Source organism: Pseudomonas sp. RSB 5.4 (assembly GCF_037126175.1).
Taxonomy (GTDB): domain Bacteria; phylum Pseudomonadota; class Gammaproteobacteria; order Pseudomonadales; family Pseudomonadaceae; genus Aquipseudomonas; species Aquipseudomonas fluorescens_H.
The window spans coordinates 4,289,985-4,302,538 of the sequence record NZ_CP146986.1 but is presented as its reverse complement, the minus strand read 5'-3'; the positions used below and the strand labels follow the sequence as shown (position 1 = coordinate 4,302,538).

11 protein-coding genes are annotated in these 12,554 nt (G+C 60.4%); 6 read left to right on the top strand and 5 right to left on the bottom strand.

Features of this window, described 5'->3' with window-relative positions; all coding sequences use genetic code 11:
- The first annotated feature begins 68 nt into the window (after positions 1–68).
- From hemB to V9L13_RS19500, 3 genes are all read left to right on the top strand, one after another.
- A complete protein-coding gene (gene hemB / locus V9L13_RS19510; protein WP_338800302.1) occupies positions 69–1,082 on the top strand; it encodes a porphobilinogen synthase in 1,014 nt (337 codons plus the stop codon).
- A gap of 18 nt (positions 1,083–1,100) precedes the next feature.
- Positions 1,101–3,326 (top strand): polyphosphate kinase 1, encoded by a 2,226-nt coding sequence (gene ppk1 / locus V9L13_RS19505; RefSeq protein WP_003229347.1) that lies wholly within the window; start codon positions 1,101–1,103, stop codon positions 3,324–3,326.
- Between the two features lie 302 nt (positions 3,327–3,628).
- Positions 3,629–4,834 carry an ISL3 family transposase gene (locus V9L13_RS19500; protein WP_338800301.1) on the top strand — a complete coding sequence of 402 codons (1,206 nt, stop codon included), beginning with the start codon at positions 3,629–3,631 and terminating at the stop codon, positions 4,832–4,834.
- A 56-nt stretch (positions 4,835–4,890) separates the two neighbouring features.
- On the opposite strand, the gene ppx is transcribed toward V9L13_RS19500, so the two are convergent.
- The 5 genes from ppx to V9L13_RS19475 all read right to left on the bottom strand — a co-directional run bounded on the left by ppx (position 4,891) and on the right by V9L13_RS19475 (position 9,449).
- A complete protein-coding gene (gene ppx, locus V9L13_RS19495; RefSeq protein WP_003229345.1) occupies positions 4,891–6,393 on the bottom strand; it encodes an exopolyphosphatase in 1,503 nt (500 codons plus the stop codon).
- A 208-nt stretch (positions 6,394–6,601) separates the two neighbouring features.
- Positions 6,602–7,339: an amino acid ABC transporter ATP-binding protein gene (locus V9L13_RS19490; protein ID WP_338800300.1), complete on the bottom strand. Its 738-nt coding sequence runs from the start codon at positions 7,337–7,339 to the stop codon at positions 6,602–6,604.
- Entirely contained in the window at positions 7,326–7,976 is a 651-nt protein-coding gene (locus V9L13_RS19485) for an amino acid ABC transporter permease (RefSeq protein ID WP_338800299.1), read from the bottom strand. The genes V9L13_RS19490 and V9L13_RS19485 overlap by 14 nt, the downstream gene beginning before the upstream one ends.
- Complete coding sequence (locus tag V9L13_RS19480; protein WP_338800298.1) at positions 7,973–8,641, bottom strand: amino acid ABC transporter permease; 669 nt, start codon at positions 8,639–8,641, stop codon at positions 7,973–7,975. The genes V9L13_RS19485 and V9L13_RS19480 overlap by 4 nt, the downstream gene beginning before the upstream one ends.
- A gap of 22 nt (positions 8,642–8,663) precedes the next feature.
- Positions 8,664–9,449, bottom strand: a complete 786-nt coding sequence (locus V9L13_RS19475) for a transporter substrate-binding domain-containing protein (RefSeq protein ID WP_338800297.1) — start codon at positions 9,447–9,449, stop codon at positions 8,664–8,666.
- Positions 9,450–9,705: 256 nt separating this feature from the next.
- Here V9L13_RS19475 and V9L13_RS19470 point away from each other — a divergent pair, with 256 nt between their 5' ends.
- The 3 genes from V9L13_RS19470 to rho all read left to right on the top strand — a co-directional run bounded on the left by V9L13_RS19470 (position 9,706) and on the right by rho (position 12,370).
- Positions 9,706–10,413, top strand: a complete 708-nt coding sequence (locus V9L13_RS19470) for an FCD domain-containing protein (protein ID WP_338800296.1) — start codon at positions 9,706–9,708, stop codon at positions 10,411–10,413.
- Positions 10,414–10,533: 120 nt separating this feature from the next.
- Positions 10,534–10,863 (top strand): thioredoxin TrxA, encoded by a 330-nt coding sequence (gene trxA, locus V9L13_RS19465; RefSeq protein ID WP_338800295.1) that lies wholly within the window; start codon positions 10,534–10,536, stop codon positions 10,861–10,863.
- A gap of 247 nt (positions 10,864–11,110) precedes the next feature.
- Positions 11,111–12,370, top strand: a complete 1,260-nt coding sequence (rho, locus tag V9L13_RS19460; protein ID WP_003229334.1) for a transcription termination factor Rho — start codon at positions 11,111–11,113, stop codon at positions 12,368–12,370.
- Positions 12,371–12,554 lie beyond the last annotated feature (184 nt).

The following is a 12,554-nucleotide window of genomic DNA, read 5'->3' as shown; positions in this document are numbered from 1 at the left end:
ATCTGTTGGTCATAATGGCCGCTTATAACTGTCACGCTCGCCCGTTTGCGCGGGCTCAGGAGTCTGCCGTGAGCTTTACCCCTGCCAACCGTTTGTTCCCAGCCACGCGTTTGCGCCGCAACCGTCGTGATGATTTTTCGCGCCGGCTGGTACGGGAAAACGTGCTGACGGTCGATGACCTGATCCTGCCGGTGTTCGTGCTTGAGGGTGAAAACCGTCGCGAAGCTGTGGCCTCGATGCCCGGTGTCGAACGTCTGACCATCGATCTGCTGCTTGAAGAGGCGGCGCAATGGGTCGAACTGGGGATCCCGGCGCTGGCGCTGTTCCCGGTCACGCCAACCGAATTGAAATCCCTCGACGCTGCCGAAGCCTGGAACCCGCAGGGCATCGCCCAGCGCGCCACCCGCGCCTTGCGTGAGCGTTTCCCGGAATTGGGAGTGATCACCGACGTCGCGCTTGATCCGTTCACCACCCACGGTCAGGACGGCATTCTCGACGAAGACGGCTACGTGCAGAACGACATCACCGTCGACGCACTGGTCAAACAGGCTTTGTCCCACGCCGCCGCTGGCGCTCAGGTCGTGGCCCCATCGGACATGATGGACGGCCGCATCCAGGCGATCCGCGAGGCGCTGGAGCTGGCCGGTCACGTCAACGTGCGGATCATGGCCTACTCGGCCAAGTACGCCAGCGCCTATTACGGGCCGTTCCGCGATGCGGTGGGTTCGGCAGCGAATCTGGGCAAGGCCAACAAGGCCTCCTATCAGATGGACCCGGCCAACAGCGACGAAGCGCTGCACGAAGTCGGTGCGGACTTGTCTGAAGGCGCGGACATGGTCATGGTCAAGCCCGGCATGCCGTACCTGGACATTCTTTTCCGGGTAAAAGATGCCTTCAAGGTGCCGACCTTCGTCTATCAGGTTAGCGGCGAATACGCCATGCACATGGCGGCGATCCAGAATGGCTGGTTGAGCGAGGCGGTGATTCTTGAATCACTGACCGCCTTTAAACGTGCCGGCGCTGATGGCATCCTGACTTACTTTGCTGTCCGTGCCGCTCAATTGTTACGAGAGCAGAAATAGCCCTCCCAGGAACATTCGATGAATACCGAAGGACTCACTGAAACTGCAGTAAAAGAAGCTCAACCGGTGGTGGAGCAAATCACCGAAACCCCGCCGGAACTGGAGCCTGCGCCACCCGCGCCGGTCACCGAGCCCGTCGCGGCGGCGCCAGTGATTGCAATCCCAGGGCTGGATGACAGCAGCCTGTACATCCACCGCGAGCTCTCGCAACTGCAGTTCAACATCCGCGTGCTGGAACAGGCGCTGGACGAGTCCTATCCGTTGCTGGAGCGGCTGAAGTTCCTGCTGATCTTCTCCAGCAACCTCGATGAATTCTTCGAGATCCGCGTCGCCGGCCTGAAGAAGCAGATCACCTTCGCCCGCGAACAGGCCGGTGCCGACGGTCTGCAACCGCATCAGGCGCTGGCGCGGATCAGCGAGCTGGTGCACGGTCACGTTGACCGCCAGTACGCGATCCTCAACGACATCCTGCTGCCGGAGCTGGAAAAGCATCAGGTGCGCTTTATCCGTCGCCGTCACTGGACGACCAAGATCAAGACCTGGGTGCGCCGCTACTTCCGCGATGAGATCGCACCGATCATCACCCCGATCGGCCTCGACCCGACGCACCCGTTCCCGTTGCTGGTGAACAAGAGCCTGAACTTCATCGTCGAACTGGAAGGCATCGACGCCTTCGGTCGCGACTCCGGTCTGGCGATCATCCCGGCACCGCGTCTGCTGCCACGGATCATCAAGGTTCCGGAGGAGGTCGGCGGCCCGGGCGACAACTATGTGTTCCTCTCGTCGATGATCCACGCCCACGCCGATGACCTGTTCCAGGGCATGAAGGTCAAGGGCTGCTACCAGTTCCGTCTGACCCGAAACGCCGACCTGGCGCTCGACTCCGAAGACGTCGAAGACCTGGCGCGCGCCCTGCGTGGCGAACTGTTCTCGCGGCGCTACGGTGATGCGGTGCGTCTGGAAGTCGCCGACACGTGCCCGAAACACCTGTCGGACTACCTGCTCAAGCAGTTCAACCTGAGCGAGACCGAGCTGTATCAGGTCAACGGCCCGGTCAACCTGACCCGTCTGTTCAGCATCACCGGTCTGGACAGCCACCCGGAATTGCAATACACGCCGTTCACCCCGCAGATCCCGAAACTGCTGCAGAACAGCGAGAACATTTTCAGCGTGGTGAGCAAACAGGACATCCTCTTGCTGCACCCGTTCGAGTCGTTCACCCCGGTGGTCGACCTGCTGCGCCAAGCGGCGAAAGACCCGCATGTTCTGGCCGTGCGTCAGACCCTGTACCGCTCCGGCGCCAACTCGGAAATCGTCGATGCGCTGGTGGACGCCGCGCGTAACGGCAAGGAAGTGACCGCGGTCATCGAACTGCGCGCACGCTTCGACGAAGAATCCAACCTGCAACTGGCCAGCCGTCTGCAAGCGGCCGGTGCGGTAGTGATCTACGGCGTGGTCGGCTTCAAGACCCACGCCAAGATGATGCTGATCCTGCGTCGCGAGGCCGGCGAGATCGTGCGTTACGCGCACCTCGGCACCGGTAACTACCACGCCGGCAACGCCCGTCTGTACACCGACTACAGCCTGTTGACCTCCGATGACGCGCTTTGCGAAGACGTCGGCAAACTGTTCAGCCAGTTGATCGGCATGGGTAAAACCCTGCGCATGAAGAAGCTGCTGCATGCGCCGTTCACCCTGAAGAAGGGCATGCTCGACATGATTGCCCGGGAGACCCAGTTCGCTCTCGATGGCAAACCGGCGCACATCATCGCCAAGTTCAACTCGCTGACCGATCCGAAGATCATCCGCGCGCTGTACAAGGCCAGCCAGTCCGGCGTGCGCATCGACCTAGTGGTGCGTGGCATGTGCTGCCTGCGTCCGGGCATCGCCGGGGTTTCGCACAACATCCATGTGCGCTCGATCATCGGTCGCTTCCTCGAGCACACCCGGGTGTTCTACTTCCTCAACGGTGGCGAGGAGCAGATGTTCCTCTCCAGCGCCGACTGGATGGAGCGCAACCTCGACAAGCGCGTCGAGACTTGCTTCCCGGTGGAAGGCAAGAAGCTGCTGACCCGCGTGAAGAAAGAGCTGGAGCTGTACCTGACCGACAACACCCACAGCTGGAGCCTGCAGTCGGATGGCCGCTACATCCGCAACACGCCAACCGGCAACCAGAACCCGCGCAGTGCGCAGGCGACGTTGCTGGAGCGGCTGGGCAGCCCGATTCTGCCGGTGAGCAGCTGAGGCCTTGAAGGTCAAAAACCCCTCACCCTAACCCTCTCCCCGAGGGAGAGGGGACTGACCGAGATGAATGGTCGAGTTACGCCGACCTGAAATATCGGGTCGAAGTCAGGCTTTGAAAACAACACGGATCGGCTCCCTCTCCCTCGGGAGAGGGCTGGGGTGAGGGGCAGGTCCACACCCGCACTCAAGTCGAACCCAATAAAAAAGGTTCTTCACGGAATCCCGGGAAACACAGAAACAAGAACGCCGATTTGATTGATGATGTTCGTGCGAGCAAACACATCTAACAAACCGGCGTTCTTATGCGCGATATTAATACTTTCCTTCCGTTTTGGGAGGGCTTTTCTGTCGTCAACATCAAGCCTGATGGTGACGCCCTACAGATCGAACTGATTCCCCACGCCACCCGATTTCCTTCCTGTGGCGGCTGCCAGAAACCCTGTTCAACCACACATGAGTATTGCGAACGAACCGTCCGCGATTTACCGATTCTCGGCCGTGCGGTGCGCCTCAGCGTGTTGCTCAGGCGTGTTGTCTGTCGTGACTGTGGTAAACGTATGGAGGCCGTCAGTTGGCTGGACCGCTATGCCCGCATGACGCGGCGTTTGGCCGAGGCGGTCATTCAGGCCTGCGAACGCCTCCCCACACTGCACGTGGCTCAACTGTTCGGGCTGCATTGGGACACCGTACGGTTGCTGGAGCGTCGAGCCTTGCAAGCGGCGTTGAGCATTTTGCCAACGGCACAACCGCGACGTCTGGTGATGGACGAATTCGCCCTGTTCAAAGGTCATCGTTACGCCAGCGTGGTGCTGGATGCGGATACACGCCGCGTGCTGTGGATCGGTGAAGGCCGCAGCCGAGCAGCGGTCAGGCCCTTCTTCGAAGAGCTGGGGCCCGAGGGATGCGCACGCATCGAAGCGGTGGCGATGGACATGAATACCGCTTTTGACCTGGAGGTTCGCCAGCACTGTCCCAACGCGCGAGTGATCTACGACCTCTTCCATGTAGTGGCCAAATATGGCCGAGAGGTGATTGATCGGGTCCGCGTTGACGAGGCTAACCGGTTGCGTCACGACAAGCCGGCCCGCAAGGTCATCAAGCAGGCGCGATGGCTGTTGCTGCGCAATCCGCAGAACTTGAAAACGCCGGAACAACAGGTCCGCCTGGAGGATCTGCTGGCGGCCAATCAAGCGTTGATGACGGTCTACTTGATGAAGGCTGAACTCAAAACACTCTGGACCCCGAGTACTGCCTGGGGTTGGCGATCGGCCTGGAAGCAATGGCTGCGCCATGCGCATGAAAGCGAAATTCCAGCTCTGATCCAGTTCGCCACACGGCTAAAGGGTTACTGGCGGGGCATCGTGAGCCGGGTTCGCTGGCCGATGCACACCGGTCAGTTGGAAGGAATAAACAATCGAATAAAGGTCATCAAGCGGATGGCGTACGGTTACCGGGATAGCGAATTCTTTTTCATGAAGATCAAGAGCGTCTTTCCCGGTAATCCGTGATGAACCATAAAAAAGGCGATCCAGAAGGATCGCCTTTTTTGCAGCTGAAATTTAACTCAGTGAACAGTGAGGACAATCCCCACCCGCGTCAGCCAGTCGGCTTCGAGACCAAAGTCGGCCTGAGTCAGCTGATTCTCATCCAGCCAGTTCTCCGGGAATTCCACGTCGAGGTTGTCGCCCTTGGCATGCAGCGTCACTTGCGGCATCGCCTGGGTGCCACGGATGTGGTGGAACAGGATCGCGAAGCGCAGCAGCACACAGAGGCGGATCAGCTTGTCGCCGTCGTCACCGAATTCGGCGAACTTGTCCTTGGGGATGTTGCGGCGATGGCCGCGCACCAGCAGCGCGAGCATTTGCTGGTCTTCTCGGGAGAACCCGGCCAGATCCGAGTGCTCGATCAGGTAGGCGCCGTGCTTGTGGTAGTGGTAGTGCGCGATGTCGAGGCCGACTTCGTGGACTTTCGCCGCCCAGCCCAGCAGTTCACGCCAGATGCCGTCGTCCAGTTCCCAGTCTTTGGCGACCTGATCGAAAGCGTGCAGGGCTTTGCGTTCTACCCGCGCGGCCTGTTCCAGGTCGACATGGTAACGCTCCATCAGCGAAGTCAGGGTGCGCTCGCGCACGTCTTCGTGGTGATGGCGGCCGAGCAAGTCGTAGAGCACGCCTTCACGCAGCGCGCCTTCGCAGTGATCCATGCGTTGCAGTTCGAGGGCATCGAAGATCGCTTCGAGAATTGCCAGACCGGCGGGGAAGATCGCCCGGCGGTCAGGTTTGATGCCTTCGAAGTCGATCTTGTCGACATCACCCAGTTTGAACAGACGACGCTTGAGCCATGCCAAACCTTCGGCATTCACTTCGCCGGTGCCATGCCCGCCGGCCTTCAGCGCCAGGCCGATGGCGCGGATGGTGCCCGAGGAGCCGATGGCTTCATCCCAGGTCAGGCGGTGCAGGGCGTGTTCGATGCTCATGATCTCCAGCCGCGCCGCGGTGTACGCCTGGGCGTAACGGGCCGGGGTGATCTTGCCGTCCTTGAAGTAACGCTGGGTGAAGCTGACGCAGCCCATTTGCAGGCTTTCGCGCAGCAGCGGTTCAAAACGCTGCCCGATGATGAATTCGGTACTGCCGCCGCCGATGTCGGCCACCAGGCGCTTGCCCGGGGTGTCGGCGAGGGTATGCGAAACGCCCAGATAAATCAGCCGTGCTTCTTCACGGCCGGAGATGACTTCCACCGGGTGACCGAGGATTTCTTCGGCGCGGTGGATGAATTCCAGGCGATTGCGCGCTTCGCGCAGGGCGTTGGTGCCGACGATCCGCACGGCGCCCAGCGGCATGCCGTTGATCAGTTGGGCGAAACGCTTGAGGCAGTCGAGGCCACGCTGCATCGATTCTTCGTTGAGGTGGCGCTCATCGTCGATACCGGCGGCGAGCTGCACTTTCTCTCCGAGGCGCTCCAGGATACGGATTTCACCGTTCTGGGCCTTGGCCACGACCATGTGGAAGCTGTTGGAGCCCAGGTCGATTGCGGCGATCAGGGACAGATTCTTGGCTTTGGATTGCGGCATGGTCTGGGGGTCTCGGTCGATAACCCCGCCATCGTGCCACGATCAAACGCTGGCGCCAACGCGCATGGCTCAAACCGTTGATCCTGCGCATAAAAGCTTGAGACCGCGGCGCGGCCATTCGCGAGCAAGCCCGCTCCCACAGGTGACCGCGTTCCAATGTGGGAGCGGGCTTGCTCGCGAAGAAGCTATTACAGCCACTGCAAATCCTTCAGGCTGTCGTTTCGATCATCCCAATGAAATTCGCCAGCTCCGCCGTCTGCGGATGGGCGAACAGCACCTGCGGATCCCCCACCTCATGCACCTTGCCATGGTGCATGAACACCAGTTTGTCGCCGACCTCCCGGGCAAAGCGCATTTCGTGGGTGACCATGATCAGCGTCATGCCTTCCTTGGCCAGTTGGCGCACCACAGCGAGCACTTCGTTGACCAGTTCCGGGTCCAGCGCCGAGGTGATTTCGTCGCACAGCAACACTTTCGGCGACATCGCCAATGCCCGGGCAATCGCCACGCGCTGTTGCTGACCACCAGACAAGCGATCCGGGAAGGCGTCGAATTTCTCTCCAAGGCCTACGCGTTCGAGCATTTTGCGCGCCAGCTCCGCAGCCTTGGCCTTTGGCACTTTCTGCACCACCTGCGGCGCGAGCATCACGTTTTCGCCGACGGTCAGGTGCGGGAACAGGTTGAACTGCTGAAACACCATGCCGACTTTCTGCCGCAGGCTGCGCAGGTCGGCGCGGGCGGCGTCGAGGTATTCGCCGTCGACTTCGATCACCCCGTCGTTGATCGACTCCAGGCCGTTGAGGGTGCGCAGCAGGGTGGATTTGCCCGAGCCGCTGCGGCCGATGATCGCCACCACCTGGCCCTCCTCAACGCTCAGGTCGATGCCTTTGAGCACGTGGTGATCGCCGTAGTATTTATGCAGGGCGGAAATTCTAAGCAGAGGCATGCAGTCTCCTTTCCAGGTAGCGCGCACTGAGCGACAAGGGGTAGCAGAGCAGGAAGTAGCCGAGGGCGACGAGGCCGTAGACCATGAACGGTTCGAAGGTGGCGTTGGCGAGCATGCCGCCGGTCTTGGTCAGCTCGGTGAAACCGATGATCGAGGTCACCGCAGTGCCCTTGACCACTTGCACCGAGAAACCCACGGTTGGCGCCACGGCGATGCGCAGCGCCTGCGGCAGGATCACGTAGCGCAACAGCTCCAGTGGATTCAGCGCCAGGCTCGACGAAGCTTCCCACTGACCATTGGGGATTGCTTCGACGCAGCCGCGCCAGATCTCCGCCAGGTACGCACTGGTAAACAGCGTCAAGGCAATCGCCGCGGCCATCCACGGCGAGATCTCGATCCCGGCCAGCGCTACGCCGAAGAACACCAGAAACAGCTGCATCAGCAACGGCGTGCCCTGGAATAGCTCGATCCAGGTGCGGGCAATGTTGCTCGGCAAGCGGTTTTTCGAAATGCGCATCACCAGAATCAGCAGCCCGACGATCCCGCCACCGATGAATGCCACCAGCGACAACGCCAGCGTCCATTGCAGGCCGGTGAGCAGGTTGCGCAGGATGTCCCAGAAGGTGAAGTCGCTCATCGGCTGCTCCTCGCGATATAGCGGCGACCGACCCAGTTCAGCAATTGGCGGATCAGCAGCGCCATGCACAGGTAGATCAGCGTGGTCAGCGCGTAGGTTTCAAAGGCGCGGAAATTGCGCGACTGAATGAAGTTGGCAGCGAAGCTCAACTCCTCGGTGGCGATCTGCGAACACACCGCCGAGCCGAGCATGACGATGATGATCTGGCTGCTCAGGGCTGGCCAGACCTTGCCCAGCGCCGGCAGCAGGATCACATGGCGGAACGCTTCGAAACGGCTCATCGCCAGTGCGGCAGCGGCCTCCAGTTGTCCGCGCGGAATCGCCTGGATGCCAGCGCGGATGATCTCGGTCGAATACGCACCGAGGTTGATCACCATCGCCAGCACCGCCGCCTGCCACTCGGAAATCTGCACCCCGAGAGAGGGCAGGCCGAAGAAGATGAAGAACAGTTGCACCAGGAATGGCGTGTTGCGGATCAACTCGACGTAAACGCTGAAGATTGCCGAGAACGGGCGGATGTTCCACGCTCGCACCAGCGCGCCGACAATGCCCACGCCGATCCCGAACAGCGCGCCAATGGCCGTCAGTTCCAGAGTGAACAGTGCGCCGCGCAGCAACAGATCGGTGTTTTGCAGCACCGGCATGAAATCGAACTGATAAGCCATCAATTGTCTCCCGCGCGATCGATCAGAGATCGGCCGGCAGCGGCTCTTTGAGCCAGGTCTGCGAGTTTTTCTCCAGCGCGCCGTCAGCCTTGGCGGTGGCGAGGATCTCGTTGACCTTGCCCAGCAGCGCCGGCTCGTTCTTGTTCACGCCAACGTAGACCGGCGAATCCTTGAGCTTCACTTTCAGCGCCGGTACGCGTTTCGGGTTCTTCTCGCTGATCGCCACCATCACCACGTTGCCGCTGGCGATCAGGTCGACTTGTCCGGCGAGGTAGGCGGCGATGGTCGAGTTGTTATCTTCGAAACGCTTGATGGTCACGCCTTCGGGGGCGACCTTGGTCAGCTCAATGTCTTCGATGGCGCCACGAGTGACGCTGATGGTCTTGCCTTTGAGGTCGTCGAGGCTGCTGATTGCCGCGTCCGGCGGGCCGAACACGGCGAGGTAGAACGGCGCGTAGGCGTTGGAGAAGTCGATGACTTTCTCGCGCTCCGGGTTCTTGCCCAGGCTGGAGATCACCAGATCGACCTTGCCGGTGGTCAGGAACGGGATGCGGTTGGTGCTGTTGACCGGGGTCAGTTCAAGTTTGACCTTGAGTTGGTCGGCCAGCAGCTTTGCCGTATCGATATCCAGGCCACGGGGTTTCATGTCCGGGCCGACCGAGCCGAACGGCGGGAAGTCCTGGGGCACCGCGACTTTCAGCGTGCCGCGTTTGACCACGTCGTCCAGACCGTCGGCGTGAACGGGGGCCTGGCTCAGCATCAGGCTGGCAAACAGGGCGGTGAGGAGGGCGCTGTAACGCAGGCTCATGGCAAATCTCCGGATCGGCGGGAAGTGTTTTCTGCGATCGGACAGAGCACGCGCCGTGCCAATACCCGGATTTATCCCCGGCAGGCCGCGGGTTTGCCGGGTTTGTTCGGTCTTACTGGTCTGAACAGTCAGGTGGTTTTTCGCACCTCGATAGCGCATCGACCGCGGAGGCCGAACCCCGCTGGGGCACGACTTGCCGGATCCGGCGAATAGCTTTACAACTAGCCGCACCTTGGCCTGGCTCGTCTGAAAAACCATGAACTCGATCTCCCGTGCGGTACCCGAAGTGGCGCTGCAAGCGATCCGCAAACTGATCACCGAACAGGGTTTCGGCGCGGGCGATGCGTTGCCGTCGCAACGGGACCTGGCGCTGCAACTGGGGGTCAGCCGCGCGTCGTTGCGTGAGGCGCTGTCGTCGCTCAGTGCGCTGGGGGTGATCAGCATCCAGCCGGGCAAAGGCGTGTTCGTGCAGGCGCCGATGGAGCTTGGGCCTGGTGAAAATGCCCCGGGTTGGCCGTTCGCGGCGCAGGCTTCGCCGCTGGATATCTTTCAGTTGCGCTATGCACTGGAGGGTTTTGCCGCCGGGTTGGCGGCGGTGACCTTGAGCACGTTCGATCTGGATGCACTGGAGGACAACGTTGCGGCGATGCGCGAGCAATTGCAGGCCGGCGACTTCGAGGCCGCGGCGAAACTCGACTTCGAATTCCACCGACGCATTCTGCTGGCCAGCGGCAATCAGGCGATGCTGAGCATCCTCACCGCCAGCGCCGAAATCTTTCTCGAGAGTCAGAAACTACCGTTCATCCGCGCCGAACGGGCGATGGAAACCTGGCAGGAGCACCGCAAGATCCTTCGTGCCCTGGCGCGCCGGGCGTCCGCCGCCGCCCAGAAAGCCATGCAGGAGCATGTGCGCAACGCGGCACTGCGCACCGGGATCGCCTTCATCGCCCCTGCCACCGCGTGACTTGAGCTATACCCAGACTCATGGGCCGCCATAGCAAGACTCAATCATCTGCGGCTTCCTGAACAAGGGAAGGGCGGATATGATGGGCCACGTTTTTTTGCTTACAACCTGGAGAATTCCATGAGCAGCGATCTTATCAAACACGTTAGCGACGCCAGCTTCGAAGCCGACGTACTCAAGGCCGAAGGCGCTGTACTGGTCGACTACTGGGCTGAATGGTGCGGCCCCTGCAAAATGATCGCTCCGGTTCTGGACGAGATTGCCGAGACTTACAAAGGCAAGCTGACCGTCGCCAAACTGAACATCGACGAAAACCAGGAAACCCCGGCCAAGCACGGCGTGCGTGGTATCCCGACCCTGATGCTGTTCAAGAACGGCAACATTGAAGCGACCAAAGTCGGCGCCCTGTCGAAGTCGCAACTGGCTGCTTTCCTCGACGCCCACATCTAAGCGTCGCAGTAAATCGCCGAAAAAAAGCCTCGCAAATTGCGGGGCTTTTTGCGTATTCAGGGCTAGACGCTCCGAAATTCAGGTGGTACATTCGGCCCCGCACTGGTTTCTCCACTGCCCCCTGCTAGCCGTCGCCGACGCACTCCTTTTCGAACAAGTTCGCGATCCTGTCGCCTTCTCCGCGGCGCGGCCTCATTAAGCCAAAAGCTTAATTTCCCCCCTCCATAAATGATTACGTCATTCCTATATGAATCTGACTGAACTCAAGCAAAAGCCGATTACCGAACTGCTCGAATTGGCCGAACAGATGGGCATAGAAAATATGGCCCGTTCGCGCAAGCAGGACGTGATTTTCTCCCTGCTGAAAAAGCACGCGAAAAGCGGCGAGGAAATCTCCGGTGATGGCGTGCTGGAGATTCTCCAGGACGGCTTCGGCTTCCTGCGCTCCGCTGACGCTTCCTACCTCGCCGGCCCGGACGATATCTACGTCTCGCCGAGCCAGATCCGTCGTTTCAACTTGCGCACCGGTGACACCATCGTTGGCAAGATCCGCCCTCCAAAGGAAGGCGAGCGGTACTTCGCTCTGCTCAAGGTCGACACGATCAACTTCGATCGTCCGGAGAACGCGAAGAACAAGATTCTCTTCGAGAACCTGACCCCGCTGTTCCCGACCGTGCGCATGAAGATGGAAGCCGGTAACGGTTCCACCGAAGACCTGACCGGTCGTGTGATCGACCTGTGCGCCCCGATCGGCAAAGGCCAGCGTGGTCTGATCGTTGCACCGCCGAAAGCCGGTAAAACGATCATGCTGCAGAACATCGCCGCGAACATCGCGCGTAACAATCCTGAAGTTCACCTGATCGTGCTGTTGATCGACGAACGTCCGGAAGAAGTAACCGAAATGCAGCGCACCGTGCGCGGCGAAGTGGTTGCCTCGACCTTCGACGAGCCGCCGACCCGTCACGTGCAGGTTGCCGAAATGGTGATCGAGAAGGCCAAGCGCCTGGTCGAACACAAGAAGGACGTGGTGATCCTGCTCGACTCCATCACCCGTCTGGCCCGTGCCTACAACACCGTGATCCCGAGCTCCGGCAAGGTGCTGACCGGCGGTGTTGACGCCCACGCCCTGGAGAAACCGAAGCGTTTCTTCGGTGCTGCGCGCAACATCGAAGAGGGCGGCTCGCTGACCATTATCGCCACCGCGCTGGTTGAAACCGGCTCGAAGATGGACGAAGTGATCTACGAAGAGTTCAAGGGTACCGGCAACATGGAGCTGCCGCTGGACCGCAAGATTGCGGAAAAGCGCGTCTTCCCGGCCATCAACATCAACCGTTCCGGCACCCGCCGCGAAGAGTTGCTGACCGCCGACGACGAACTGCAGCGCATGTGGATCCTGCGCAAGCTGCTGCACCCGATGGACGAAGTGGCTGCCATCGAGTTCCTGGTCGACAAGCTGAAAACGACCAAGACCAACGACGAGTTCTTCCTGTCGATGAAGCGTAAGTAACATCGCCGTTTGAACCGATAAAAAGGCGTCCCCTCGGGGGCGCCTTTTTTTGCATGAAATTTGGCCCCGCAATGGGAGGTTCTTGATCTGGTAAGGTCTGTGATCGGGCAACTGAACAAACAGCGCTCGCGAGCCTTCGTGATTCAAGCTCGAGCTGTACAAAAAACAACCACCTGATTGGCAT

What these genes read in the sequence shown, in the direction of transcription:
- V9L13_RS19485 (WP_338800299.1), bottom strand. Translation starts at nt 7,976, where the DNA reads ATGAGCGACTTCACCTTCTGGGACATCCTGCGCAACCTGCTCACCGGC.
- rho (WP_003229334.1), top strand. Translation starts at nt 11,111, where the DNA reads ATGAATCTGACTGAACTCAAGCAAAAGCCGATTACCGAACTGCTCGAA.
- ppk1 (WP_003229347.1), top strand. Translation starts at nt 1,101, where the DNA reads ATGAATACCGAAGGACTCACTGAAACTGCAGTAAAAGAAGCTCAACCG.
- trxA (WP_338800295.1), top strand. Translation starts at nt 10,534, where the DNA reads ATGAGCAGCGATCTTATCAAACACGTTAGCGACGCCAGCTTCGAAGCC.
- ppx (WP_003229345.1), bottom strand. Translation starts at nt 6,393, where the DNA reads ATGCCGCAATCCAAAGCCAAGAATCTGTCCCTGATCGCCGCAATCGAC.
- V9L13_RS19500 (WP_338800301.1), top strand. Translation starts at nt 3,629, where the DNA reads ATGCGCGATATTAATACTTTCCTTCCGTTTTGGGAGGGCTTTTCTGTC.
- V9L13_RS19475 (WP_338800297.1), bottom strand. Translation starts at nt 9,449, where the DNA reads ATGAGCCTGCGTTACAGCGCCCTCCTCACCGCCCTGTTTGCCAGCCTG.
- V9L13_RS19480 (WP_338800298.1), bottom strand. Translation starts at nt 8,641, where the DNA reads ATGGCTTATCAGTTCGATTTCATGCCGGTGCTGCAAAACACCGATCTG.
- V9L13_RS19470 (WP_338800296.1), top strand. Translation starts at nt 9,706, where the DNA reads ATGAACTCGATCTCCCGTGCGGTACCCGAAGTGGCGCTGCAAGCGATC.
- V9L13_RS19490 (WP_338800300.1), bottom strand. Translation starts at nt 7,339, where the DNA reads ATGCCTCTGCTTAGAATTTCCGCCCTGCATAAATACTACGGCGATCAC.